Annotated in this window: 26 protein-coding genes, 2 tRNA genes and 1 other RNA gene; 20 read left to right on the top strand and 9 right to left on the bottom strand. The window is 67.4% G+C overall.

Going from position 1 to position 24,712, the window contains the following annotated elements:
- Positions 1-192: 192 nt before the first annotated feature.
- A complete protein-coding gene (locus FHT09_RS08290) occupies positions 193-897 on the bottom strand; it encodes a PP2C family serine/threonine-protein phosphatase (RefSeq protein ID WP_024938430.1) in 705 nt (234 codons plus the stop codon).
- 197 nt (positions 898-1,094) lie between these two features.
- Here FHT09_RS08290 and FHT09_RS08285 point away from each other — a divergent pair.
- Together FHT09_RS08285 and FHT09_RS08280 are read left to right on the top strand one after the other, a co-directional pair.
- A tRNA-Ser gene (locus FHT09_RS08285) sits at positions 1,095-1,185 on the top strand.
- Between the two features lie 256 nt (positions 1,186-1,441).
- The gene (locus FHT09_RS08280) at positions 1,442-1,846 is read left to right on the top strand and encodes a DUF6165 family protein (protein ID WP_104604374.1); all 405 of its coding nucleotides are present in this window, start codon (positions 1,442-1,444) and stop codon (positions 1,844-1,846) included.
- Positions 1,847-2,078: 232 nt separating this feature from the next.
- On the opposite strand, the gene FHT09_RS08275 is transcribed toward FHT09_RS08280, so the two are convergent.
- Entirely contained in the window at positions 2,079-3,128 is a 1,050-nt protein-coding gene (locus FHT09_RS08275) for a glycosyltransferase family 9 protein (RefSeq protein ID WP_104604376.1), read from the bottom strand.
- 20 nt (positions 3,129-3,148) lie between these two features.
- On the opposite strand from FHT09_RS08275, the gene FHT09_RS08270 reads away from it, so the two are divergent.
- From FHT09_RS08270 to FHT09_RS08245, 6 genes are all read left to right on the top strand, one after another.
- Complete coding sequence (locus FHT09_RS08270) at positions 3,149-3,898, top strand: 3-deoxy-D-manno-octulosonic acid kinase (RefSeq protein ID WP_104604378.1); 750 nt, start codon at positions 3,149-3,151, stop codon at positions 3,896-3,898.
- Positions 3,898-4,647 carry an MBL fold metallo-hydrolase gene (locus FHT09_RS08265; protein WP_104604380.1) on the top strand — a complete coding sequence of 250 codons (750 nt, stop codon included), beginning with the start codon at positions 3,898-3,900 and terminating at the stop codon, positions 4,645-4,647. The genes FHT09_RS08270 and FHT09_RS08265 overlap by 1 nt, the downstream gene beginning before the upstream one ends.
- Positions 4,647-5,678 carry a GTP 3',8-cyclase MoaA gene (gene moaA, locus FHT09_RS08260; RefSeq protein WP_184416913.1) on the top strand — a complete coding sequence of 344 codons (1,032 nt, stop codon included), beginning with the start codon at positions 4,647-4,649 and terminating at the stop codon, positions 5,676-5,678. The genes FHT09_RS08265 and moaA overlap by 1 nt, the downstream gene beginning before the upstream one ends.
- A gap of 76 nt (positions 5,679-5,754) precedes the next feature.
- Positions 5,755-6,252, top strand: a complete 498-nt coding sequence (gene moaC, locus FHT09_RS08255) for a cyclic pyranopterin monophosphate synthase MoaC (protein WP_104538364.1) — start codon at positions 5,755-5,757, stop codon at positions 6,250-6,252.
- Complete coding sequence (locus tag FHT09_RS08250) at positions 6,249-6,494, top strand: MoaD/ThiS family protein (RefSeq protein ID WP_104604382.1); 246 nt, start codon at positions 6,249-6,251, stop codon at positions 6,492-6,494. The genes moaC and FHT09_RS08250 overlap by 4 nt, the downstream gene beginning before the upstream one ends.
- On the top strand, positions 6,491-6,940 hold the full coding sequence (locus tag FHT09_RS08245) for a molybdenum cofactor biosynthesis protein MoaE (RefSeq protein WP_104604384.1): 450 nt from the start codon (positions 6,491-6,493) through the stop codon (positions 6,938-6,940). The genes FHT09_RS08250 and FHT09_RS08245 overlap by 4 nt, the downstream gene beginning before the upstream one ends.
- A gap of 247 nt (positions 6,941-7,187) precedes the next feature.
- Here FHT09_RS08245 and ffs read toward each other — a convergent pair.
- An RNA gene (gene ffs / locus FHT09_RS08240) (signal recognition particle sRNA small type) lies at positions 7,188-7,284 on the bottom strand.
- Between the two features lie 69 nt (positions 7,285-7,353).
- A tRNA-Ser gene (locus FHT09_RS08235) sits at positions 7,354-7,446 on the bottom strand.
- A 235-nt stretch (positions 7,447-7,681) separates the two neighbouring features.
- Here FHT09_RS08235 and dnaX point away from each other — a divergent pair.
- From dnaX to FHT09_RS08215, 4 genes are all read left to right on the top strand, one after another.
- Entirely contained in the window at positions 7,682-9,703 is a 2,022-nt protein-coding gene (gene dnaX, locus FHT09_RS08230) for a DNA polymerase III subunit gamma/tau (protein ID WP_104604386.1), read from the top strand.
- Between the two features lie 6 nt (positions 9,704-9,709).
- A complete protein-coding gene (locus FHT09_RS08225; protein ID WP_005913896.1) occupies positions 9,710-10,030 on the top strand; it encodes a YbaB/EbfC family nucleoid-associated protein in 321 nt (106 codons plus the stop codon).
- Positions 10,031-10,127: 97 nt separating this feature from the next.
- Positions 10,128-10,721: a recombination mediator RecR gene (gene recR, locus FHT09_RS08220; RefSeq protein ID WP_104604388.1), complete on the top strand. Its 594-nt coding sequence runs from the start codon at positions 10,128-10,130 to the stop codon at positions 10,719-10,721.
- A gap of 98 nt (positions 10,722-10,819) precedes the next feature.
- Positions 10,820-11,170, top strand: a complete 351-nt coding sequence (locus FHT09_RS08215) for a histidine triad nucleotide-binding protein (RefSeq protein ID WP_104604390.1) — start codon at positions 10,820-10,822, stop codon at positions 11,168-11,170.
- Positions 11,171-11,280: 110 nt separating this feature from the next.
- Here FHT09_RS08215 and FHT09_RS08210 read toward each other — a convergent pair whose 3' ends face one another.
- From FHT09_RS08210 to FHT09_RS08195, 4 genes are read right to left on the bottom strand one after another with little or no spacing between them, the layout of a single operon-like run.
- Entirely contained in the window at positions 11,281-11,814 is a 534-nt protein-coding gene (locus tag FHT09_RS08210) for a Slp family lipoprotein (RefSeq protein WP_104604392.1), read from the bottom strand.
- Entirely contained in the window at positions 11,811-13,763 is a 1,953-nt protein-coding gene (locus FHT09_RS08205) for a DUF3488 and transglutaminase-like domain-containing protein (RefSeq protein WP_104604394.1), read from the bottom strand. The genes FHT09_RS08210 and FHT09_RS08205 overlap by 4 nt, the downstream gene beginning before the upstream one ends.
- Positions 13,756-14,712 carry a DUF58 domain-containing protein gene (locus tag FHT09_RS08200; protein ID WP_104604396.1) on the bottom strand — a complete coding sequence of 319 codons (957 nt, stop codon included), beginning with the start codon at positions 14,710-14,712 and terminating at the stop codon, positions 13,756-13,758. The genes FHT09_RS08205 and FHT09_RS08200 overlap by 8 nt, the downstream gene beginning before the upstream one ends.
- Positions 14,713-14,717: 5 nt before the next feature.
- Positions 14,718-15,671: a MoxR family ATPase gene (locus FHT09_RS08195; RefSeq protein ID WP_104604398.1), complete on the bottom strand. Its 954-nt coding sequence runs from the start codon at positions 15,669-15,671 to the stop codon at positions 14,718-14,720.
- Positions 15,672-15,707: 36 nt separating this feature from the next.
- Here FHT09_RS08195 and FHT09_RS08190 point away from each other — a divergent pair, with 36 nt between their 5' ends.
- The 3 genes from FHT09_RS08190 to FHT09_RS08180 are packed head-to-tail and all read left to right on the top strand — an operon-like array spanning position 15,708 to position 20,385.
- Positions 15,708-17,549: a glycosyltransferase family 39 protein gene (locus tag FHT09_RS08190; protein ID WP_104604400.1), complete on the top strand. Its 1,842-nt coding sequence runs from the start codon at positions 15,708-15,710 to the stop codon at positions 17,547-17,549.
- A gap of 20 nt (positions 17,550-17,569) precedes the next feature.
- On the top strand, positions 17,570-18,553 hold the full coding sequence (locus FHT09_RS08185) for a glycosyltransferase (protein ID WP_104604594.1): 984 nt from the start codon (positions 17,570-17,572) through the stop codon (positions 18,551-18,553).
- Positions 18,553-20,385 (top strand): hypothetical protein, encoded by a 1,833-nt coding sequence (locus FHT09_RS08180; RefSeq protein ID WP_104604402.1) that lies wholly within the window; start codon positions 18,553-18,555, stop codon positions 20,383-20,385. The genes FHT09_RS08185 and FHT09_RS08180 overlap by 1 nt, the downstream gene beginning before the upstream one ends.
- Before the next feature lie 101 nt (positions 20,386-20,486).
- Here the strand turns inward: FHT09_RS08180 and FHT09_RS08175 are convergent, their stop codons facing one another.
- Positions 20,487-21,062 carry a Maf family nucleotide pyrophosphatase gene (locus tag FHT09_RS08175; RefSeq protein WP_184416911.1) on the bottom strand — a complete coding sequence of 192 codons (576 nt, stop codon included), beginning with the start codon at positions 21,060-21,062 and terminating at the stop codon, positions 20,487-20,489.
- A 114-nt stretch (positions 21,063-21,176) separates the two neighbouring features.
- Here FHT09_RS08175 and FHT09_RS08170 point away from each other — a divergent pair, with 114 nt between their 5' ends.
- The 5 genes from FHT09_RS08170 (at position 21,177) to fabD (ending at position 24,651) form a co-directional block, all read left to right on the top strand.
- A complete protein-coding gene (locus tag FHT09_RS08170) occupies positions 21,177-21,686 on the top strand; it encodes a YceD family protein (RefSeq protein WP_104538349.1) in 510 nt (169 codons plus the stop codon).
- A 97-nt stretch (positions 21,687-21,783) separates the two neighbouring features.
- Positions 21,784-21,978, top strand: a complete 195-nt coding sequence (rpmF, locus tag FHT09_RS08165) for a 50S ribosomal protein L32 (protein ID WP_003483870.1) — start codon at positions 21,784-21,786, stop codon at positions 21,976-21,978.
- Positions 21,979-22,068: 90 nt separating this feature from the next.
- Positions 22,069-23,046 (top strand): beta-ketoacyl-ACP synthase III, encoded by a 978-nt coding sequence (locus FHT09_RS08160; protein ID WP_104604404.1) that lies wholly within the window; start codon positions 22,069-22,071, stop codon positions 23,044-23,046.
- Between the two features lie 59 nt (positions 23,047-23,105).
- The gene (locus tag FHT09_RS20230; protein ID WP_258077151.1) at positions 23,106-23,303 is read left to right on the top strand and encodes a hypothetical protein; all 198 of its coding nucleotides are present in this window, start codon (positions 23,106-23,108) and stop codon (positions 23,301-23,303) included.
- Positions 23,304-23,706: 403 nt separating this feature from the next.
- Positions 23,707-24,651: an ACP S-malonyltransferase gene (gene fabD / locus FHT09_RS08150; RefSeq protein WP_104604406.1), complete on the top strand. Its 945-nt coding sequence runs from the start codon at positions 23,707-23,709 to the stop codon at positions 24,649-24,651.
- The last annotated feature ends 61 nt before the right edge of the window (positions 24,652-24,712 follow it).

Here is a 24,712-nt window from a genome sequence, read left to right as displayed (position 1 = left end):
CGCAGGCCGGTGATCTGCGGCCTGGCTGCGGGGTCCTTGCCCACCCACCCTCGCAGGACACGCCGCAAGTACGTGCGTGTAGGCTCTTACGCGCCATCCATGCCGCGTAAGGTCCCGCGACGGTGGGCGGGCAAGGACCAGTCGAGTGCACTCACCGCCCGCCGGCGCTCGTTACGCGTCGATTGGCTGCTTTCAGTAGCTGCGCACCAATATCGCGGTGATGTTGTCCGAGCCGCCGCCATCGAGTGCGGCGGCGACCAGGCATTCGACACATTCCTGCGCGCTGCAGTCGGCCTGCGACAGGGTCGCGGCGATCGCGGCATCGTCGACTTCCTCGGTGAGGCCGTCGCTGCACAGCAGCAGCTGCATGCCGGATTTGAGCTCGCCCTGCATGGTGGCGACATTGAGGTGGACCGGATCGGTGACGCCCAGCGCCTGGGTCACCACGTTGCGATGCGGATGCGCACGCGCCTGCTCGCTGGTCAGCGTGCCCTGGGCGATGAGTTCCTGCACGTAGCTATGGTCCTGGCTCAGCTGCGCCAGCCGCCCGTCGCGCCACAGGTAGGCGCGGCTGTCGCCGACCCATGCCACTTCGAAGCGCTGGCCCAGCACGCGCGCAGCGACGACGGTGGTGCCCATCGGCAGGGTGTCGTTGCAGCGGCGCGAGGTCTTGATGATCTCTTCGTCGGCGATGCGTACCGCCTGGGCCAGCGGGGTGCCTGCGCGCACCTCGCGCACGATGGTTTCGCGCGCCAGGGCGCTGGCCACTTCGCCGCAGGCGTGCCCGCCCATGCCATCGGCCACCAGCCACAGCCCCAGCTCGCTGTCGCCGTAGTACGTGTCCTCATTGAGGTCACGGCGCAGACCGACATGGGTAAGGTGTCCGAATTCGAGCATGGGGGCGGGTCGCCAAGGAAGGAGGTGCGTGACCATCATCGCGGGGCGGCCGGCCCGCAGCAACACGCCGATCGCCGATGCCGCAGGGCGGGTTCACGCCCGGACCTTCGATCGTGCCGGCGATGCCGGCCCGGGCCGCTTGTGGCTTGGCGCCCGTGCCCGTATGATGCACGGCCCCGGGACACCGGGGACCATCTGGAGAGGTGGCAGAGCGGTTGAATGTACCTGACTCGAAATCAGGCAGGCGTTTATAGCGCCTCGGGGGTTCGAATCCCCCCCTCTCCGCCAGATTGAGGCGAGCAGTTGTGCCAGTGCCGCGTGAGTTTCGCCGGCGGCATTGGGGGGTGAGAAGCCCCGGGTTCGACAGACAGCATCGCTGTCTGCACGGCGAAGCCGCCCGTAGGGCGAAGGCACGGAGTGCCGAGTGAATCCCCCCTCTCCGCCAGATTCGCATCAGCCCCCGCAAGGGGGCTTTTGTTTATGTGTCGCCGCCGCCCGCTGGTGCGCTGGTTACAATCCGCCCCTTATCCGTTGGAGGCCTGTCATGTCCGAGATCCTGGTGCCCGTGTCCTTTGGTGAGCTGCTCGACAAGATCGCGATCCTGCAGATCAAGTCCGAGCGCATGAGCGACCCGGCCAAGCTGGCCAACGTGCGCAGCGAACTGTCCGCGCTGGAGACCAGCTGGATGGCGCATCCGGCCGCCGGCCACGACATCGTGCGTCTGCGTGCTGCGCTCAAGGCCGTCAACGAACGGCTATGGGTGATCGAGGACGACATCCGCCTCAAGGAACAGGCGCAGACCTTCGACGACAGCTTCGTGCAGCTGGCGCGCAGCGTCTATATCGAAAACGACGAGCGCGCGCGCATCAAGAAAGAGATCAATCTGGCGCTGGGTTCGTCGTACGTGGAAGAGAAGTCGTATCAGGACTATCGCGCTACCGGCGTCTGAGAGTCGCTGACTGCAGGTCTGCGTAACTGAGTGGGGGATCGGTGTGTGAGCGGCGCATCCTGGTGTGTCGCCCGACCTTGAATCAGCTGGCGCCGCGGTGGTTGGCTGCCGCGCGCGTGAGTCGGCGGTGTTTCGCTCTTGTTTCCTGGCTGTTCTGGGGATTGAGCCATGGCGCAGCACGCAGCTGCGCAGCGGTTGAACGCCTGTTCTAGCGCCTATCCCTCACCAATGCTTAGTGTGGATGATCGCTGCGATAACGCTCGAATGCGGCAATCGCATCGTCCACGGTGATCAGCGCCATCACCTGGTCGAACTCGATCTTGGCGCCCCATTTCAGCTGGTCGGCGGGTTTGCGCAGGTATTTACGGGCGGCCGCGTCGTAACGGTCCACACAGTAGCGCACGTCCGAGTACGGGCCGCTGCGCAGTGGATTGCTGGCCGCGTGCAGGCCGAGCACCTTGGTGCCCATCGCGTTGGCGATGTGCATCGGTCCGGAATCGGGGGTGACCACCAGATCGGCGCGGGCGAGCAGAGCGGGGAGTTGCTTGAGCGTGTCCTTGCCGACAAGATCCAGCACCGGCGCGCGCGCGGCCGCGACGATGGCATCGGCGGTGCTGCGTTCCAGCTCGCTGCGGCCACCGCACAGCACGATCCGCCAGCCTTGAGCCGCGGCATGGTCGGCCAGCGCGGCATGGCGGTCGGGATACCAGTTGCGGCGTGCGTGACTGGAACATGGCGAGATCATCAGCACCGGGCGGCCGTCGTCGTCCCATTGTGCGCGTGCCCAGCGATGGGACTCGTCGGGGACCGGCAAGTCCCAGTGCACCTGGGTCTGGGTCAGGCCGAGCGGCTGCGCAAAGCTGCCGATGGCGTCGAGCACGTGGATGCCGGGGCGGTCGGCGATGCGCTCGTTGACGAACAGGCCGTGCAGGTCCTTGGAGCGGCTGCGGTCATAGCCGATCCGCCGCCGCGCCGGCACGAATGCCGACAGCACGTTCGCGCGCAGGGCCACCTGCATCTGCAGCAGCGCATCGAAGCGACCCAATGGCGCCAATGACTGGCGCAGCGCGCGCATGCCGGCCACGCCGGTGCGCTTGTCATAGGCATGGAACTGCACGCCGGGCAGGCCGTCGAGCAGTTTCAGTCCGGCCTTGTCGATGATCCAATGCAGCTGGCTTTCCGGAAACCCCGCCTGCAGGGTGCGCACCAGCGGCACCACATGGGTGACGTCACCCAGGGCGGACAGGCGCAGCAGGCATAACGAGGCGGGCGTAGAAGCCATGGTGTTGTTAGACTCGATGGATGGTTTCTTTCGACGCCACTGAAGCGCTGACGCCGTACCGCGAAGGCCGCGGCTATGGCGCCATTCTGTTCGACCGCGAACGGCTGCGGCAAGCCGATGCGGCGCTGTTTTCGCCGCAGCGCTGGGGCGACAGGGCACGGCCGGTCGACGAAGGCGGGCGTGGCGGGGCGTGGTTGGTGGATGCGCCGTTCGGTCGTAGCGTGTTGCGGCAGTACCTGCGCGGCGGCATGGCCGCGCGCGTGAGTCGCGATCACTATCTGTGGAAAGGGGCTGGGCGCACGCGCAGCTTTGCCGAGTTCCGGCTGATGCGCGAACTGCTCAAGCGCAAGTTGCCGGTGCCGCGTCCGTTGGCGGCCTGTTACTTGCGCGAGGGGCTGAGCTATCGCGCTGCGTTGTTGATGGAACGCCTGGAGAACGTGCGCTCGCTCGCCGATCATGCGCAGGTCGCCGGGCGCGGTGCGCCGTGGGAAGAAACCGGGCGGCTGATCGCGCGTTTTCATCGCGCCGGCCTGGATCATGCCGATCTCAATGCGCACAACATCCTGTTCGATGCCGGCGGGCATGGCTGGTTGATCGATTTCGACCGCGGCGTGTTGCGCATTCCGGCCACGCGCTGGCGCGAACGCAATCTCAAGCGGCTGCACCGCTCGCTGCTGAAGTTGCGCGGCAACCGCAGCCGCGAAGAGGTCGACAAGGATTACGAACGCCTGCACCGCGCTTACGAACTGGCCTGGGGCCGGGGCTACTGATGAACTGGGCGTTGCGTGTGCAAGGGGTCGGCAATGCGTCGGCGGTGGCGCTCGGTTCGCCGATGGCCACCATCGAGCGCGCCGGCGCGCCGTGGCTGACCATCGATTGCGGCAGCGAAGGCTTGACTGCCTACCAGGCCCAGTACGGTCATCTGCCGCAGGCGGTCTTCATCACCCACGTGCATCTGGACCATGTGGGCGGGCTCGAGCGGCTGTTCGTGGGCAGCTATTTCTCAGAACGGCGCGGGCGCACGCGCCTGTACGTGCCGGCGCCGGTGGTGCCGTTGCTGCAGCGGCGAATCGCCGACTACCCCAATGTGCTGGCCGAGGGCGGCGCAAACTTCTGGGACGCGTTCCAGCTGGTGCCGGTCGGCGACGCGTTCTGGCACGACGGTGTGCGGCTGGAAGTGTTCCCGGCGCGCCACCATTGGCCGGAGACCGCCTACGGGCTGCGACTGAAGGGGGCGCTGGTCTGGAGTGGCGATACCCGGCCGATCCCTGAAGTGCTGGCCCGCTACGCCGATGCCAGCGAGCTCATCGCGCATGACTGCGGCGTTCACGGCAACCCGTCGCATACTGGGGTGGACGACTTGGAGCGGGAATATCCGCAGGACCTGTTGAGCCGCATGCTGCTGTATCACTACGCCAGCGACGCCGACGGCGACGTGCTCCGCGCACGCGGCCATCGCGTGGCCGTGCCCGGTCAACATCTGCCGTTGGCCGAGCCGACAGCCGCCATGGTGCCCTGATGGGCGCCTTGCTGTCGCCGAATCTGGCGGCCGCGCCGATGCAGGACCGCTATGGCCGGCCACTGCGCGACCTGCGCCTGTCGGTCATCGAAGCCTGCAACTTCCGCTGCGGTTACTGCATGCCGGCCGATCGTATCCCTGACGATTACGGATTCGATGCGCAGCAGCGCCTGAGTTTCGATCAGCTGGAAACGTTGGTGCGGGCCTTCGTCTCGGTCGGCGTCACCAAGGTGCGCCTGACCGGTGGCGAGCCGCTGTTGCGTCGCGATCTGCCCAGCCTGATTGCGCGCCTGACCGTAATCGAAGGCATCGAGGATCTGGCGCTGACCACCAACGGCACCTTGCTCGCGCGTCAGGCGGTGGCGCTGCGCCAGGCCGGGCTGCGCCGGATCACCGTGAGCATGGATGCCCTGGATCCGCAGCTGTTCAGACGCATGAGCGGCGACCGCGGCGAGATCGCGCAGGTGCTGGCCGGCATCGCCGCCGCCGAGCAGGCCGGCTTCCAGCACCTGAAGATCAACTGCGTGGTGCAGCGGGGCGTCAACGAAGATCAGGTGCTGCCCCTGGTAGAGCACTTCCGTGGCACCGGCCACGTGCTGCGCTTCATCGAATTCATGGATGTGGGCAGCTGCAATGGCTGGACGGCCGATGCGGTGGTGACCTCCGCGCAGCTGCACGAGCGTATCCACGCGCGCTGGCCATTGATGCCGCTGGATGCCAATTACACCGGCGAAGTGGCCCAGCGGCATGCATTTGCCGATGGAGCGGGCGAGCTGGGTTTTGTCAGTTCGGTCAGCATGCCGTTCTGCGGCGATTGTCAGCGCGCACGCGTGTCGGCCGACGGGCAGTTGTACACCTGCCTGTTCGCCAGCCAGGGCCACGACCTCAAGCCGGCCTTGGCCGAAGGCGAGCATGGATTGTCCGGGCATCTGCGTGCGCGCTGGAGCGTGCGTGGCGACCGCTACAGCGAGGTGCGCGCATCGACGCCGCGCCGTGGCAAGCCGGTGGAAATGTTCTTGATTGGCGGGTAAGGCACTGCTGTTCCATCCAGGCACGCCGTTCACCGAGAATGCCGCATCCTGAGCGTCTGTCATCGTGTCCTTTCCCATGCCTGCAAAATCCCGTTCCGCACGCCTGACCCACCTGGACGATTCTGGACTGCCCACCATGGTGGATGTCTCGGACAAAGCGGTCACCGCGCGCAGCGCCACCGCCCAAAGCCGGGTGCGTTTTCCGGCCGCTGTGGCCGCCCAGTTGCGCGCCAATGGGCTGCGTAGCGCCAAGGGCGGCATCGTGGAGACCGCAGTGATCGCCGGCACCATGGCGGTCAAGCGCACGCATGAGTTGATTCCGTTCTGCCATCCGTTGCCGATCGATGCCTGCCGCTTTGAAATCGACTGGGCGGGCGAGCAGATGCTGGACATCAGTTGCACGGTGCGCTGCGTGCATCGCACCGGTGTGGAAATGGAGGCGCTCACCGGCGCCAGCGTGGCGGCCTTGACGGTCTACGACATGTGCAAGGCGTTGTCGCACAGCATGAGCATCGGCCCGACCAGGTTGGTGTCCAAGCGCGGTGGCAGGCGCGATATCGGCGCAAAACAATGAGCACGACCGTGACGGTGCTGTATTTCGCCAGTTTGCGTGAGGCGGCAGGCATTGCCAGCGAGCAGGTGCAATCGCAGGCGCAGGACCTGCGCGCGCTGTATGCCGAACTCAATACGCGCCACGGCCTGCGCTGGACGCCGGCGCAGCTGCGCGTGGCGGTGGATGGCGCGTTCGCGCGCTGGGAGGATGGAGTACGCGATGGCAGTGAAATCGTGTTTATTCCGCCGGTATCGGGAGGTTGAGCGTGCGCGAACAGACCACTGCCCTGTTTGCGCTTTCGGATGTGCCATTGCCCGTCGACAGCTTGCGTGCGGCGCTGGAGCACCCGCATGCCGGTGCGTTTGCCAGTTTCGAAGGCTGGGTACGCAATCACAACGAAGGCCGCAGCGTGGCCGGGCTGCGCTACGAAGCCTACGCCGCACTTGCACAGGCCGAAGGCCAGCGTGTGCTCGATGAGGCGATGAGTCGGTTCGCCATCGTCAACGCCTACTGCGCGCACCGCGTAGGCGAGCTGCGTATCGGCGACATGGCGGTGTGGGTCGGTGTCAGCGCAGCGCATCGCGGCGCCGCATTCGATGCCTGTCGTTTCATCATCGACGAGGTCAAGGCGCGGGTGCCGATCTGGAAGCACGAGCATTACCTGGACGGCGATGCGGGCTGGCTGCATCCCGCATCGCAGACGCAGTAGCGCTGCTCGCGGAGCGTGCGATGCGTGAATTCAAGAGATCAAGGTGGTGTCCCTGCCCGTTGACCGCGCTGAAGAAGGCCTGACGCTGCGCGCCTGTTCAGGCCGTGCGCAGCCTTTGCAATGACCGGTCAGCTTTGAGCGTGGCGCAAAGCGCCGCGTCTGATTGGCGGTTGCGCATCGCCTGCATTGCGCACCGAGTGCGCGCGGCATCTGTCGATACGCCATCAGTCTGCGGGTGAGGGTGGTGCCCCCGCCGGTTGACCTCGGCGCCCGCATCAATCGATACCGTTGCTGCCTTCCGGCCCTGGCGGGATTTTCGATCTAGCGTCGCGAGGGACCGACGGGGCCACCATAAGACGTGGGTCACTGGCGTGACCCTGAATCCATGCAATCGCATTGCAGGATCATGAAACTGGCGGAGAGAGGGGGATTCGAACCCCCGAAGCGCGGTTTAGACGCTTACACACTTTCCAGGCGTGCTCCTTCAACCACTCGGACACCTCTCCGTACCTGCCGTGCGACCGGGTCGTCGGCAGGAGCGGGATTCTAGCCGCCGCGGGCGCCATTAACAAGGTAAAGGATCGGCCGGTCCGGCACGACGGTTCCAGCGCAGGTGTCTGGCCCGCCATCGGCGCTGCCCGGCAGTCCCCGGTCCGTGGCGGCGCTGAGGCACCACGGCCGCTGAACGATCAACTTGACGCGCCATGGCACAATATCGGTTCAGAGGAAGCTGGTTGCCCGATGTCTTATCTCGTTCTCGCCCGCAAGTGGCGCCCGAAGCGTTTTGCCGAACTCGTAGGCCAGGAACACGTGGTCCGCGCGCTCAGTAACGCGCTCGACAGTGGGCGTGTGCACCACGCATTTCTGTTCACCGGCACCCGTGGCGTGGGCAAGACCACGATTGCGCGCATTTTCGCCAAATCGCTGAACTGCGAGACCGGCACCAGTGCCGATCCGTGCGGCCAGTGCCCGGCCTGCCTGGATATCGATGCCGGCCGCTATATCGACCTGCTGGAAATCGACGCCGCATCCAACACCGGCGTGGACGATGTGCGCGAGGTGATCGAGAACGCGCAGTACATGCCCTCGCGTGGCAAGTTCAAGGTCTATCTGATCGACGAAGTGCACATGCTTTCCAAGGCGGCGTTCAATGCGCTGCTGAAGACGCTGGAAGAGCCGCCCGAGCACGTGAAGTTCCTGCTGGCCACTACCGACCCGCAGAAGCTGCCGGTGACCGTGCTGTCGCGCTGCCTGCAGTTCAACCTCAAGCGGCTGGACGAGGACCAGATCCAGGGCCAGATGACCCGGATCCTGGCCGCCGAGCAGATCGAATCCGATCCATCGGCGATCGTGCAGCTGTCCAAGGCGGCAGACGGGTCGCTGCGCGACGGTCTGTCGCTGCTCGATCAGGCCATCGCCTATGCCGGCGGTGCGCTGCGCGAGGACGTGGTGCGCACCATGCTCGGCACGGTCGACCGCACCCAGGTCGGGGCGATGCTGCAGGCGCTGGCCGACGGCGATGGTGCGCGCCTGATGCAGGTGGTCGCCGCGCTGGCCGAATTCTCGCCCGACTGGAGCGGCGTGCTGGAGGCGCTGGCCGAGGCCATGCACCGCATCCAGGTGCAGCAGTTGGTGCCGTCGGTGGCATTCGTCGGCGATGGCATCGACCCGACTGCCTATGCCGCGCAGCTGCGGCCGGAAGTGGTGCAGCTGTGGTACCAGATGGCGCTCAACGGCCGTCGCGATCTGTATCTGGCGCCGAGCCCGCGCGCCGGTTTCGAGATGGCGGTGCTGCGCATGCTGGCCTTCCGCCCAGCGGCGGCAGTGCCGGCTGGCGGCAGCGACGATGGACGTGGCGCCAGTGCTGGCAGTCGTGCGCATTCTGTGGGACCTGGCATGCAAGCCGCTGCACCGGTGGCAGCCGCACCCGCGCCCGCAATTGCGGCGCAGCCGGCCGAGCTGAAGGCGGCCGTGGCTGTGGCCGCCCCACCGGCACCGGTTGCGGCCCCACCAGCGCCTGTCGTGGTGTTGCCCGCTGCGGAAGCATCGACCGGTAGCCACCCGTCGACAGCTTCCGCGCGCGGTGACGACACGCCGCCCTGGGCGATGGACGATGCGCCGGTGCGCGCCAACGCTGCCCCCGTCGCTGCGGCGACGCCCACGCTAGCGCCGGAAGCGGCGATGGCGCCGCCCGCAGCGGTCGACGCGGCGTTGCCCGCTGCGGGCGTGCCCGAAGCTGCCGTGGCAGTTTCCGCAGCCGTTGCGGCACCTGCACCTGCACCTTCAGCGGCGGTGACGGCGATACCATCGGTTGCCGCACCCTCAGTACCGCCACTGGCAACCGACCCGTCGCCCCTGCTCGACGACGGCCACATCGCCGATGCCGAGCAATGGCTGGATCTGGTCACCCGCAGCGGCTTGAACGGTCCCTCGCGACAGCTCGCCGCCAATGCCGCCTTCATCGGCCATCGCGACGGCGTGCTGCGCCTGGCGCTGGCGCCGGGCTTCGAATACCTCAATTCCGAGCGTTCCATCGCCAACCTCGCGCAGGCTCTCGCGCCCGAGTTGGGAAATACGCCGCGCATCGTCATCGAAACCGGCAATGCCGATGTCGAGACCCTGCACGAGCGGGCCAGTCGCCAGAAAGGCGAGCGCCAGAGCGCGGCCGAAACAGCGTTCATGAACGACCCGAACGTGCAGCAGCTGATTCAGCAGCAGGGCGCGCGGGTCGTCCCCGATTCCATCCGCCCTTACGACGAGTAACGACACATGCGTGGGAACATTGCCCAATTGATGCAGCAGGCGCAGAAGATGCAGGAAAACCTGCAGCGCGCCCAGGAAGAACTGGCCAAGCTGGAAGTCACCGGCACCGCCGGCGGCGGCATGGTCAGCGTGACGCTGACCGGCGCCAAGGAGTGCCGCAAGGTCCGTATCGACCCGAGCATCCTCTCCGACCAGGAAATGGCCGAGGACCTGATCGCCGCCGCCTTCAACGACGCCTCCAACAAGATCGACGCCGAATCCAAGGACCGCATGGGTTCGGCCACCGCCGGCATGCAACTGCCCCCGGGCATGAAGTTGCCATTCTGAGAGGCGGGGAATCGGGAGTAGGGAATCGGGAATCGTAAGAGCGAGATTGTCTTTAGCTTTTGCGATTCCCCAATCCCGATTCCCGATTCCCGACCCAATGTCCTCTCTTCTCGAACAACTGATCGAGGCCTTCCGGGTGTTGCCGGGTGTGGGCCAGAAATCGGCCCAGCGCATGGCCTACCACGTGCTCGAACGCGAGCGCGAGGGTGGGCGTCGCCTGGCTGCGGCGTTGGCCAATGCGGTGGAAAAGGTTGGCCATTGCGTGCAGTGCCGCGACTTCACCGAGGCGGAGATCTGCGCGATCTGTGCCAGCAGCAGCCGCGACCGGCAGCAGCTGTGCGTGGTGGAATCGCCGGCCGATCGCCTGGCGATCGAACACGCCACCGGCTACCGCGGGCTGTACTTCATCCTGCAGGGCCGGCTGTCGCCGCTGGACGGCATCGGCCCGCGCGAGCTGGGGCTGGACCGGCTCGGCGAGCGTCTGGCCGCCGGTGAAGTCACCGAAATGATCATCGCCACCAATGCCACCGTGGAAGGGGAGGCGACCGCGCATTACCTGGCGCAGCTTGCCCGCCAGCATGGGGTGCGCCCGAGCCGGCTCGCGCAGGGCATGCCGTTGGGCGGCGAGCTGGAATACGTCGATCGCGGCACCTTGTCGCATGCCTTCGGCACCCGGGGTGAGGTGCTTTGAGCGCCGGGAATCGGGATTGGGAATCGGGAATCGGAGAAGCGAAAAGCAGTGGCGCGCGCGGTAATCTCTTGCGATTCCCGACTCCCGATTCCCCACCCATGACTGACACCATTTTCGGCAAGATCATTCGTCGCGAAATTCCGGCCAACATCGTCTATGAAGACGATGAGGTGCTGGGTTTTCAGGACATCGCACCGCAGGCGCCGGTGCACGTGCTGTTCATTCCCAAGCAGCATGCCATTCCCACGCTGGACGATGTGCCGCCCGAGCAGGCGCTGTTGGTGGGCAAGCTCGCACTTGCTGCCGCGGCGTACGCACGCGAGCAGGGGCTGGCGCAGGACGGCTATCGCATCGTGATGAACTGCCGCGCGCATGCCGGCCAGACGGTGTTCCATATCCATCTGCATCTGCTGGCCGGTGCGCCGCTGGGACGGTTCGGCACGCCCTGACCTGGTTGCGCGATCCGGCGCATCAGCGCCTGTTCGAGCCGCCGCATCGCATAAAAAAAACGTCGCTCCCTGCGAGCGGCGTTTTTGCGTGTCACTGACTCAGCGGTCGATTACCACCAGCCGCGGCCCCAGCCCCAGCCGCCGCCCCAGCGCGGGCCCCACGGGTCGCCCCACGGGCCGTACGGGTAGGCCGGCACCACATCCACCTCGCGCACGACCGGCCACAGGTAGACCACGTCGGCATTGACCTTGGGCAGCTTGTAGTCGTACTCGCCGATCTTGGTGGTTTCGTAGCCTTCGATCTTGCCGATGAAGGTCACTTCGCGGCCGGGCTCGAACACCGCCGGATCGTAGAAGCCCGAGCGGCAGGCCAGGAAACGGCCATCGCTGGCGTCCACGGCGTTGCGGTCCGGACGGCCGCTGGCGTTGAGCGGACGCGAGATCAGCTCGAAGCAGGTCTGGCCCTGGCCGGGCTTGGTCTGGATGATCTTGCCGCCCCAGCGCACCGACGTGCCGACCTGGGTGCTGGCGGTGGAATCACTCGGACTGACCGTAGGGAACTGACCCTGCAGCGGCTTGGGCGCGGTGGCACAGGCGGCGAGCCCGAGCACGGCGACGATGGGAAGAAGAAAGCGGGTACTCATGAGGAAGCTCCGGTTCGCGGGCGATGCTGCTGCAGATCTTTGAGGAGTGAGGCGCTGTCCAAATCAGCGCCAGCGTAGCGCGCGGCAGCGAAACGTTGGCTGAGCGCCAACAATGCCGGATTCGGGTGTGAACGGGCGACACGTTGCGCCCAGGCGATCGCCGGTTCGTGCGGTTCGCGGGCCAGGCCGAGCTTGCCGTAGCGGCGGCCCAGGCGATGCCAGGCGCGCAGCAGCGGGTCGCGCTCGCGCTCGCCGCGCGCCAGCAGCCAGCCCATCCACGCCAGCGCGCTGAGCGCAAACACGCCGAAGATGAGGACCAACTGTCCGCTGTCCAGGCGATCGATGCCGAAGGGTTGCAGCAGCCGCTGCTGGCGGTCGGCATCGAAGGACAGCACCAGATCGTTCCAGCCGCGGCGCAGCAGGTCGCTGACCTGGCCCAGGCTGGCCCACATGCCGAGCTGGGCGAAATTGTTGCCTGCACCGACCTGCACGCGGTCTTCCAGCGTGTCGTAGATGCGTTCCGGCGCCACCGCGGCGGTGGGGTCCACCCGCACCCAGCCGCGCCCGGCCAGCCAGACTTCGGTCCAGGCATGCGCATCCATGCGCCGCACCACCCAGTAATTGCCGAAGCCGTTGTAGGTGCCGCCGGCATAACCGGTGACCACGCGCGCCGGGATGCCGGCCGCGCGCATCAGCACCACGAACGAAGAGCTGAAGTGCTCGCAGAACCCGGCCTTCTGCTGGAACAGGAATTCGTCGACGCTGTTGCGGCCGAGCAGCGGGGTATCCAGCGTGTAGGCGAAGTCGCGGGTGATCCACTGCAGCGCGCGCTGCACCACGGCATCGTCGTTGCTGCCCGCTTCCGCGCGCCATTGCTGCGCCAGCGCGAGCGTACGTGGATTGAAGCCCGGCGGCAGCGCGAGGGCGCGCTTGCGCAACTGGTCCGGCAGGTCGGTGTCGAAGCGTGACGGTGGCGCCGATTGCAGCTCCCAGCGGGTCAACGCACTCAATGGCCGCTGTGCGAACAGTTCGTAGTCGGGCGACAGCTCGGCATTGGCCACCGCTTGCGTGGGCAGGTCCAGCGACACCAGTTGGCGACGATCGGTGGGCTCGTAGTCCAGGCGATAGCGATAGCGCTGCGGCCCGGCGGTGACCGAGGCGGGTTGGCCGCGGCCGGTCCAGCGCGCGCGCTGCCAGGTACGGCCATCGAAGTCCCACATCACAGGCCCGCGCCAGTAGCGTTGCTGCGGCGGTGGCGCCTTGCCGCTGAACTGCACGCGCAGCGCCGGGCTGTCGTCGGCCATCAGGTCGATCCACTCGCCCGGCGACATGTTGTCCGACAGGCCCGGCCGCGACAGCGCGCGCTCGGGCACGCCCCATAGCGGGGAACTCAGGCGCGGCAGCAGCCAGAACGTGGCCAGGGCCAGCGGCACGCCGATGGCGACCAGCTTGCCGATGCCGCGCAACTGCATCCGCAGCGCAGGCGTGGCGGTGCGGTGTTCCTCGTCGGCCAGCCGCTGCATGCTCAGCAGTGCACTCACCACCGCCAGCAGCGCCAGCCCCATCGTCGCCGGCCCCTGGTCGAGCAGAAACGCCGCGAACGGGGCGAACAACGCAAAGCCGAGCAGGCTGCGCGCATCGCGCAAGGTGCGCAGCTCGGAGGCCTTGATCGCCAGCATCGCGGCCAGCACCGCGCAGCCGGTATCGCGGCCGAAGCGCATGCCGATCTGCCAGTACACCGCGCCCAGCATCGCCACCACCAGCAACAGCCGCACCGGTGCCATCACGGTGCCGCGCCAGCTCAGCACGCCGACCAGCACGGCGGCCACGGCAATGGTGCCGGCGAGCAGGCCGGGCAGCTGCAACAGCAACGGCGCCAGTGCCAGCCAACTGGCGACCAGCACCCAGCCGCGGCTGGCCTGGGTGATCGGGACGGATGGCTCAGTCATGGGGAAGCAGGGCCAGGGCGCGCAGACACAGATGATGGTGCGCCGGACCTTGCGCAGGCCCCAGCGGTGGCTGGCCCGGCAGCAGCAACCGGTAGCGCCGGCCGTCGCGCTCGGCCAGGTTGACCCAGCGGGCAAGCCGCGCGATGCGGCGCTCGTACGGCAGCGCATTGAGCGTGCGCCAGTCCAGCGTGACTTCGATGCCCAGCGGTTGCTCGTATTCGCGTACCAGCAGGCTGTCGCGGCGCGCCGAGTGCTTCCAGGAGATCGTGCGTGGTGCATCGCCGGCGCGATACGGACGCAGTTGGTGCAACTCCTCGCCCTGCGGATGCAGGCGGGTCTGGTTGGGCGAGCCGGCGCCCTCGGGCAACGCCGGCCCCTGTTCCTCGGGCCTGGGATAGGCCAGCAGCGGCGTTTCCGGCCAGACCCACGACCAGGCGCGCACCAGCCCCAGCGGCTGGGTGCTGGACAGGCGGATGCGTTCGATGTCCTGCCAGCCGCGCCGCGCGGTGGGCACCGGCAGGTCGACCTCTGCCATGTCGTGCTCGCGCAACGCACAGAAGCCGCTGCTGTCCAGGTGATCCAGGCGCAGCCCACGCCGCACGCGGGCGTCGCGACGTGCCAGCGACACCCGCATGCGCAGCGGCTCGCCGGCCACCACCGGTTCGGCCGAGACCGCCTCGACGCGCAGCGCCGACAACTGCAGGTGCGCCATGATGCTGCTGGCAATCCCGGCGGTGGCCAGCAACAGCGCCAGCAGCAGGGCCGGGTTGTTGTTGTAGTTCAATGCGCCCAGCAGCATCGCCAGCAGCAAGGCGGTGACGAACAGCCCGAAGCGCGTCGGCAGCACGTAGATGCGCCGCCGATCCAGCACGATCGGCAAGGCCTCCGCGCCCCGCGGACGCGCCAGCAGGCTGAGTCGGCGGGCAATGCCGCGCACGTGCGCACGCACCTGGGTCAGTCCACCGGCACGCTGTGCAGCAGCGCCTTGGCCAGCGCCGGCCCGGACGAGGATTCGGCTTCCGGCACCAGCCGGTGCCCGGCCACCGCCACGAACAACGCCTGCACGTCTTCCGGCAGCACGTGCTCGCGCCCGAGCAGCAGCGCATAGGCCTTGGCCGCACGCAGCAGCGCGATGCCGGCACGCGGCGACAGCCCCACGCGCACTCCGGCGTGCTGGCGGCTGCGCAGCAGCAAGGCCTGCACATAGCCGATCAGTGCATCGCTGGTATGGATCTGGCCCACCACCGTGCGCAGCGCCACCACGTCGGCGTCGCTGAGCTGCGGTGCGGCCTGGGCGATCAGTTCGCGCCGATCCACGCCCGACAGCAACGCGCGCTCGGCGTCGGCGCTGGGGTAGCCCAGGCTGAGCCGCAGCAGGAAGCGATCCAGTTGCGAATCCGGCAGCGGGAAGGTGCCGGACAGATCGACCGGGTTCTGCGTGGCGATCACGAAGAACGGCTCCGGCAACGCATGGGTGACGCCATCGAGCGTGACCTGCTGCTCGGCCATGGCCTCCAGCAGCGAGCTTTGCGTGCGCGGCGGCGCGCGGTTGATTTCGTCGGCCAGCAGCACGTTGGTGAACACCGGGCCGGGATGGAACTGGAACTGGCGCGAGGCGGCGTCGTAGACCGACACGCCTAGCACGTCTGCCGGCAGCAGGTCGGAGGTGAACTGCACGCGCTGGAAGCCCAGCCCCAGGCTGGAGGCCATCGCATGGGCGAGGGTGGTCTTGCCCAGGCCGGGCAGGTCTTCGATCAGCAGATGGCCGCCGGACAGCAGTGCCACGAACGCCAGGCGCACTTCCTGCGCCTTGCCCAGCAGCAGCGAATTGACCTGGTCTTGTGCGTGCCGCAGCGATTGGCGCAGCGCATCGGTTAGCATTTCCGTGGAACGCAGCGGTGTCGACATCACAACTCCGTAGGTGAAAGAAGAGTGCACAGGGCAATGCAAGGGGACCAACGCGCACATCGCACCTTCGTGATCCTGTGGACACTGGCGACGGCCGTCAAGCTGTTGATCGCCGCGCGGCTGCAGCTGTTCGTCGACGAGGCGTTCTACTGGCAGGAAGGCCAGCATCTGGCCGGCGCGTATTCCGATCTGCCGGGCATGACCGCCTGGCTGGCGCGGCTGGGCGTGGAACTGGGCGGACATCATCTGCTGGCCCTGCGCCTGCCGTTTCTGGCCATTGCCGCGCTGATTCCCTGGTTGATCGCGCATATCGCCACGCGCTGGTTCGGCTCCACGCTGGGCTGGCAGGCCGGCAGCCTGAGCTTGCTGATGCCGCTGTCGGCCACGCTCGGCATCCTGGCGGTGCCGGATGTGCCGATGGCGCTGGCGGCGGTGTTGTGCATGGATGCCGGCGCGCGACTGCTGCGCGAGGTCGATGCCACCAGCGCGCTCGAGCTCGCCATCGGCCTGGTGATCGGCGCGCTCAGTCACTACCGTTTTGCCGGGGTGATCGGGGTGGGTTGCATCGCGCTGCTGTGCATTCCGCAGGGCCGCACGGTCATGCGCGACCCGCGCATCTGGATGGCGCTGACGGTGGGCGCGGTGAGCTGGCTGCCGCTGCTGTTCTGGAACACCGAGCATGACGAGGCCGGGCTGCGCTTCCAGCTGGTCGATCGGCATCCATGGCGCTTTCAGATCACCGGGCTGTGGTTCTTGCTGATACAGGCGGTACTGGTGACCCCACTGCTGGCCTGGGCGATGCTCAAGGTCGGCCTGGCCGGCACGCGTGCCGGTGGCGGTTCGCGTGCGCAATGGCGGTATTTCGGCCTGCTGGGCGGGATTTCGACCGTGGCGATCTTCGTGCTCGGCTTCTTCAGCGATGCTGAGCGGATCAGCTTCCATTGGCCGCTGCCGGGCTACCTGGCCTTGCTGGTGGCGGTGCCGGTGATCCTGATGCGTTGGCCGCATACGCTGCGTCGCGCGGCCTGGGCGATTGCGCTGCTTGGCACCCTGGGTGCGTACGGCTATTACCTGGCCGTGTCGGTGCCGTCGATTCGCGCGCATGCGGCCGGCGAAAAATACTATCCGCGCAACTTCGCCGGATGGAAGGATCTGGCGCGCGCGGTCAAGATCCAGCTCGCGCAGATGCCGCCGGGCACGCGCGTGCTGGCGGAAAACTTCAAGGTCGGTGCCGAGCTGGGCTTTCAACTGCACGATGCCAATGTGGAAGTGCTGCGCGCGGAGTTGAACGACAAGCACGGGCGCAGCGCCCAGCTGCAGCAGTGGGGGCTGCTCAGCGACGGCACGCGCAACGGGCTGCGGCTGCTGGTGCTCTCGCCCAGCGATCAGCGTTATCGCGACCTGTTGAAGCGCTATCACGCCATCTGCGAGATGGTCGGGCCGTTGCCGCCGCCCACCGTGGTCTCCACCGATCACGGCTACCAGCGCTTCCTGCTGTTCGCGCTGCCGGCGCAACGCCAGCCCGGGCCGTGCATCGCCCCGGCGATGGCCTGGATCGATACGCCGCTGCCGGACGTGCGCGTGGCTGGGCAGGTGCAGGTGCGCGGCTGGGCATTCAAGGACGGCGTCGGGCTGTCGCAGGTGGAGCTGCTGCTGGACGGGCGTCCGGTCGCGCAGGCCGCGTACGGCGCGCCGCTGGATGTGCGCCCGTACTGGAAGATCTCCACCGACCCGCAGCACCCCAACGTCGGTTTCAACGCCACCTTCGACACGCATGCGCTGCCGCCGGGCACGCATTGGCTGGGACTGCGCCTGCATGGCCACGACGGCAGCGTCGAGGACTGGTGGGAACAGCCCATCACCGTTTCCGCGCCTTAGATCACGCAATGACCGACGCCATGACTGTTGCCCCTCCCGCCCCTGTGCCCGGGATCCGAATCGCCGTGCTGGTGCCCTGCCATAACGAGGCGGCGACGGTCGCCTCGGTGGTCGCTGCGTTTGCCGGCGCCTTGCCGGGCGCGGCGATCCATGTGCTGGACAACAATTCCAGCGATGCCACCGCGGCGATCGCCTTGGCGGCCGGCGCGCAGGTGAGCCGCGTGGCGCTGCAGGGCAAGGGCAATGTGGTGCGGCGTGGATTTGCCGATGTGGACGCGGACATCTATCTGCTAGTCGATGGCGATGCCACGTACGATGCGGCCGCCGCACCGGCGCTGGTGCGCAAGCTGATCGACGAGCGACTGGACATGGTGGTCGGCGCGCGCCGCGATCGGCAACAGGCTGCGTATCGGCCCGGCCATCGCATCGGCAACGTGTTGCTGACGCGTTGCGCAGGGCTGCTGTTCGGTCGCAGTTTCGACGACATGCTGTCCGGCTATCGCGTGTTCTCGCGGCGCTATGTCAAATCCTTCGCAGCGCATGCGCGGGGATTCGAAACCGAAACCGAACTGGCCGTGCACGCATTGCAGTTGCGCATGCCGGTGGCCGAGGTCGAAACCGCCTACGGCGTGCGCCCGGAGGGCTCGCAAAGCAAGTTGAATACCTGGCGCGATGGCTGGCGCATCCTCACCACCATCGCCAAGTTGTTCAAGGCCGAGCGGCCGCTGTTGTTCTTCTCCATCGGCTTTGTGCTCAGCGCCATGTTGTCGATCGTGCTGGCGATTCCGCTGTTCGAAACCTATTTCCAGACCGGGCTGGTGCCGCGGTTCCCCACCGCGATCCTGTGCGTGGCGCTGATGCTGCTGGGTTTCCTGCTGCTGGCGTGCGGGCTGATCCTGGACACGGTCACGCGCGGACGCGTCGAGGCCAAGCATCTGGCGTATCTGGCCGAGCCGGGCGTCGCCACTGTTGTCGCTGCGCGTGCGCCTGGAGCCGCCCGCTGATGGCAGCGATCGCGACATCGACGCCGGTGGGCCGGCGACAGCGGCTGTTGCACTGGGCCGATCGCCATTTCGGCTTTCATTCGCCCCGCCAGATCGCCGCGGCGGTGGCGGCGGTCGTGCTACTGGGCGCGCTGCTCTCGCTTGGGCTGGGCCAGGACGCCAACTGGGATCTGCGCAACTACCACCTCTACATCGGCGATGCCTGGGCGCACGACCGGCTGGGCGTGGATCTGGCGCCGGCGCAGATGCAGAGTTACTTCAGCCCATTGCTCGATGTGCTGCATGCCTGGCTGATGCTGCAGCTTCCCGGGCCGGTGGCCGGGCTGCTGCTGGGCGGCTTGCATGCTCTGGTGTGCGTTCCGGTGGCGGCAGTGGCATGGCGCGTACTGGCCGGGCAAGCGCGGCGCGCGCAGTGGGCGCCGCTGTTTGCAGTGGCCGGCATGTGCAGCGCGGTGTTTCTGTCCGAGCTTGGCGGCACCATGGGCGATACCGCCAGCGCGCTCCCGGTGTTGGCGGCGTTGGCGCTGGTGTTGTCGGCCCAGGCGCGGGCGCGGCAGGGCGCGCACGCCGTGCATCGATGGGCCATTGCCGGCGCACTGATCGGCCTGGCCGTCTCGCTCAAGCTCACCAATGCACTCTACGCGTTGGCGCTGGTGCCGGCGGTCCTGTGCGATGGCGGGCGGCTGCGCTCACGCGTGCTGGGTCTTGGCGTGCTTTCCGGTGTCGCGGCGCTGGTGTTGGTGCTGGTGGCCGGGCCCTGGTATTGGCAGGTCTGGCAGCACCTGGGCAATCCGCTGTTTCCGCAGTTCAACGGAGTCTTCAAATCGGCGCTCGCGCAGCCCGTATCGGTCGCCGATGTGCGGTGGTTGCCGCGCAATCTCGGCGAGCAGCTGATCTGGCCGCTGCTGTTTACCTTCAAGCCGCAGCGTATCGGCGATCTCGGTCTGGTGCAGGCCGGTTGGGCAGTGCTGTATGCGGTGACGCTGCTCGCTGCAGGACGCACGCTGCTGCGCCGGCCAGTGCGGCGCGTCGGGCTGGATCGCTCGGCCGCCGTCCTGCTGGTGTTCTTCGGCGTTGCTTACGCGCTGTGGCAGGCCATTTTCAGCATCCATCGCTATCTGGTGGTGCTGGAGTTGCTTGCGCCGTTGGTGCTCTGGATCGTATGCCGGCACGCATTCGCCGCACACGCCGATCGCAAGGCGGCCTGGTTGATCGGGCTATGCGCCCTGGTCGCCGTGGCCGGGTGGAAGGATTGGGGGCACGAGGCCTGGGCGCGCGACAGCTTCCAGGTGCAGCAACCGGTGATGGACGATCCTGCCGCCTCCACGGTGTTGCTGGTCGGCGACGAGCCGCAATCCTGGCGGGTGCCGCTGCTTCCGCGGCAGGCACGGTATATCGGGGTGGCGACGAATATCGCCGAGACCGACCAGTACCGGCAGCGCGTGCGCACGCTGATTGCCGAGCGGCCGCAGCTCTACGCCATGCTGGGCGCGGCGCGCGACAAGCAGCAGCTGCGGATCGACCGGATGAATCGCTGGGCGCAGCAGCTGGGGTGGAGCGTGCAACCACAATGCACGCGCCTGCGCTGGTTGATCGCGCGCGGCCTGCGCGCCGAGCTGGATGCATCGCAGCCGGGCCGCTGCGTGCTCCACGTTGCCAGGGGCAGGGCGCTGGACATCGCCGCCGCAGACCGTGCCGTGCGCGAGGCCGCGCAGCAGCGCCTGGCCACGTACGGGCTGACGCTGGATCCTGCGCGTTGCCGTACGCTGTCCTCGCACGTGGGGCAGGCCGATTATCCGTATCAGTTCTGTGAGTTGACTCGGCCCGATTAGGGCTGCGTGCCTGGATGCAGGGATTGGGGATTGGGGAGTTTTGCTCGTGCCCGATCGTTTCCGTGCGTGCGCGGTCTCCACTCCTGGCCGCACTGCAACTCTTACGGAATCTCGAACCCCGCCTGCCGCAGCAGCCGTGCCAGCGCGATCAGCGGCAGACCGACCAGTGCGGTGGGGTCCTGCGAGCCAATGGCGTCGAACAGGCTGATCCCAAAGCCCTCGCATTTGAAGCTGCCGGCACAATCCAGTGCTGGCTCGACGGCCAGGTAGCGGTCGATCTCGGCTGGCGTCAGGGGGCGCAACTGCACCTCGGTCAGGTCCAGCGCGTGCGCGGTGCGTCCAGGGCCGACCAGGCTTACCGCCGTATGGAAGCGCACCACGCGGCCGGACATCGCGGTCAACTGCGCATGCGCCCGCTCCAGCGTGCCTGGTTTGCCCAGGGCCTGACCGTCCAGGTCGGCCACCTGGTCCGAACCGATCACCCAGGCGTCGGGCGCGTGCGCAGCCACTGCCGCCGCCTTTTCGGCAGCCAGCCGACTGGCCAGCGCGTCCGGGCGCTCCCCGGGCTGCGCCTGCTCGTCGACCTCCGGTCGGGAGGTGGTGAAATCCAGGCGCAGCCGGCCGAGCAACTCGCGCCGATAGACAGAGGTGGAGGCAAGAATCAGGCGTGGCATCATGGGGGCGCTATACAGGACGTCGGGCAGGGAAGTCTGCCAGCCTTGGCGCTGTGCCAAGCGCGTGAATAGGGGGATTTGACAGGGCGTCGGCGGATCTTTAACATTCTGCGGCTTATGTCCGCGAACGTACCCGAAATGCTGGATGCTTGGCGGATGGTCGCAGCGCGCAGGCGCTTCGATGGCCGCATCCCGCTCTCTGCGATGACCCGCCTGCAAGGCAGCTTGGTCGATACCGAGGGCGAGTGTGTCTATTCGCTCCAGTTCGATCATGACGACCTGCTGAAGGTTGCCTATGTCGAACTCAGTGTCGACGTCGAGCTCCCGCTGGCCTGCCAGCGCAGCCTGCAGCGTTTTCTATATCCGGTGCAGATCAGGCAGCGTCTTGGTCTAATCCGCGACGAAGCCGATGAAGCTGCGTTGCCGGCCGAGTACGAGGCCTTGCTGGTGCCTGAAGATGGCATGCTGCGGGCCACGGATCTGGTCGAGGACGAACTGGTCCTGTCGATACCGGTGGTGCCGATGGCGCCGGGTAGCGAAGCCGTCGAGGCCGAGTGGGTTCCGACCCAGGAAGAGCAAGACAAGGCCAGTCCGTTCGCGGCGCTGGCAGCGTTCAAAAAACAGTAACCGCCGCTGTGAAGGGCGGAAAGACAGGTCGGCGCGGGCGTGAAGCGTCCTGTTCGACTCGACAGACCAGTTATCGAACTTAAGTTGGAGCAATCCCATGGCTGTGCAGAAATCCCGAGTTACCCCGTCGCGTCGCGGCCAGCGCCGTTCGCACGATGCCCTGACCGCCAAGCAGCTGTCGACCGACCCGACCAGCGGCGAGATCCATCTGCGCCACCACATCACCGCCGACGGTTACTACCGTGGCAAGAAGGTGATTGCGACCAAGTCGTCGGCCGTTCAAGAAGATTGATTCGTGGCACCCGGCGCGTTCGACGCCGCCGGGTGACTCTCGCTTCTTCCGGAGCCGCCGATCACCGCGGCTCTTGCAACAGGGAACAGTATGAGCAAGCGGATCTATTCCAGAATCGCGGGCACGGGTAGCTATTTGCCCGAAAAGGTGTTGACCAACGACGATATGTCCAAGATCGTCGACACCAGCGATGAATGGATCTACTCGCGCACTGGTATCCGAGAGCGTCACATCGTCGCCGACGACCAGACCACCAGCGACCTGGCGTATTTCGCCTCGCTGAAAGCCATGGAAGCGGCCGGCGTCACCGCCGACGAGCTCGATCTGATCGTCGTCGGGACCACGACTCCGGACCTGATCTTCCCATCGACCGGGTGCCTGTTGCAGGCGCGGCTGGGCAATGTCGGGTGCGGTGCGATGGACGTCAACGCTGCCTGCTCGGGCTTCGTCTATGCGCTCAGCGTGGCCGACAAGTTCGTGCGCAGCGGCGACGCCAAGACCGTCCTGGTAGTTGGCGCAGAAACCCTGACCCGCATCGTCGACTGGACCGACCGCACCACCTGCGTGCTGTTCGGCGATGGCGCGGGCGCGGTCGTGCTCAAGGCCGACGAAGAGACCGGCATCCTCAGCACCCATCTGCATGCCGATGGCAGCAAGAAGGAGCTGCTGTGGGATCCGGTCGGCGTGTCGGTGGGCTTCGGCGAAGGCAAGAACGGTGGCGGTGCGTTGCTGATGAAGGGCAACGACGTGTTCAAGTACGCGGTCAAGGCACTGGATTCGGTGGTCGACGAAGCTCTGGCCGCCAATGGCTACGACAAGCATGACCTGGACTGGCTGATCCCGCATCAGGCCAACTTGCGCATCATCGAAGCCACCGCCAAGCGGCTGGATCTGCCGATGGAGCAGGTGGTCGTCACCGTGGATCGCCACGGCAATACCTCCTCGGCCTCGGTACCGCTGGCGCTGGACGAAGCGGTTCGCTCCGGCCGCGTGCAGCGGGGGCAACTGCTGCTGCTGGAAGCGTTCGGTGGTGGATTTACCTGGGGCTCGGCGCTGCTGCGCTACTGAGTCCGGCAGGCAGCGCCGCGTCGGTCTGCGATGCCTGGCAGTGGCAGGACCCCTCCGTCATGGCAGAACCCATCGTCATCGCCGGACAGCGCATCTGGCTGAGGCAGTGCCGCCGCGCCAGCCGGGCGGTCTCGCTCGGAGCGCTCAACTTCTTCGCCCGCCGCCGGGGCCTGGACGCCTTGCGTCCACCGCCGCACCGTGAGGGCGATGCCGCGCGCGATCAGGAAGCGCGCCGCTCGGCGAACTGCAGGCGCTAGCGGTGAATATGCCGCACGTGGTCGGTTACGGGCAGGCAGCCCGGGCGCTCAGCGACAACGGTTGATGACGCGCGCCAGCGATGCGGCCGGCCCGGCGGTGGCGGCGCATGCGCATCCGGTGACCGACGATTGCAGCGGTTTGCGCAGTTCTCCGGTCGCCTGGGGCGCTCGGCCGGGGCGCGGCGCGGGCCATCCTGGCCATCCACGCGGCGACCTCCCTGGCCGTGGTGCTGGTGCTGGTGATTCGCGTGGACTGGCTCGCCAATGGCGCAATGGACCTGCCCAACGCCGTGCTGCGTGCGCGCCGGTGCTCGCACTGGCCGGGCCTTGCATACGCGGCAGTACAGACGCCGGGGCGATTTCGCACGTATCATCCCGGCTCGATTTTTGTAGGCAGCAACGCGTGACCGAATCCACTCTCGCCGTCGTGTTCCCCGGCCAGGGCTCGCAGTCCTTAGGGATGCTGGCCGAATTGTCCGAGCTGCATCCGCAGATCCGCGAAACCTTCGCCGAAGCCTCCGAAGGCGCCGGCGTCGACCTGTGGGCCCTGTCCCAGGGCGGCCCGGAAGAGATGCTCAACCGCACCGAGTACACCCAGCCGGCCTTGCTGGCCGCGGGCGTGGCGGTGTGGCGACTGTGGAATGCGCAGCGCGGGCAGCGCCCGGCGGTCCTGGCCGGGCACAGCCTAGGCGAGTACACCGCGCTGGTCGCAGCCGGCGCCCTGTCGCTGCACGACGGTGCGCACCTGGTGCGGCTGCGCGGCCAGTTCATGCAGGCGGCCGCGCCGGCCGGCGTCGGTGCGATGGCGGCGGTGCTGGGCGCCGAGGATGCGCTGGTGCTGGAGGTCTGTGCCGAGGCGGCGGGCAGCCAGGTGGTGGTGCCGGCCAATTTCAACTCGCCCGGTCAGATCGTGATCGGCGGCGATGCGGCGGCGGTGGATCGCGCGCTGGCCTTGCTGGCCGAGCGCGGCGTGCGCAAGGCGGTCAAGCTGGCGGTGAGCGTGCCTTCGCATACCCCGTTGATGCGCGATGCCGCCAACCAGCTCGCCGAAGCGATGGCCGGGCTGAGCTGGCACGCCCCGCAGATTCCGGTAGTGCAGAACGTCGATGCGCGCGTGCACACCGGCAGCGAGGCGATCCGCCAGGCGCTGGCCGAGCAGCTGTACCTGCCGGTGCAGTGGACCGGCTGCGTGCAGGCGCTGGCCGCCCAGGGCATCACTCGGATCGCCGAATGCGGCCCCGGCAAGGTGCTGAGCGGGCTGATCAAGCGCATCGACAAGAGCCTGGACGCCCGCCCGCTGGCCACGCCTGCCGATTACGCCGGTGCGCTCGAGGCGTGGACGCACTGATTCGACGCACCTGCCGGCGCTGCCGGCAGCCCTCACCGTTCGCGGCTGCGGTCGCGAGCTC

Origin of the sequence: Xanthomonas sp. CFBP 8152 (genome assembly GCF_014199025.1) — a bacterium.
GTDB classification, from domain to species: domain Bacteria; phylum Pseudomonadota; class Gammaproteobacteria; order Xanthomonadales; family Xanthomonadaceae; genus Xanthomonas; species Xanthomonas arboricola_B.
The sequence above is the reverse complement of the archived record's forward strand: the minus strand, read 5'-3'. Positions and strand labels throughout refer to the sequence as shown.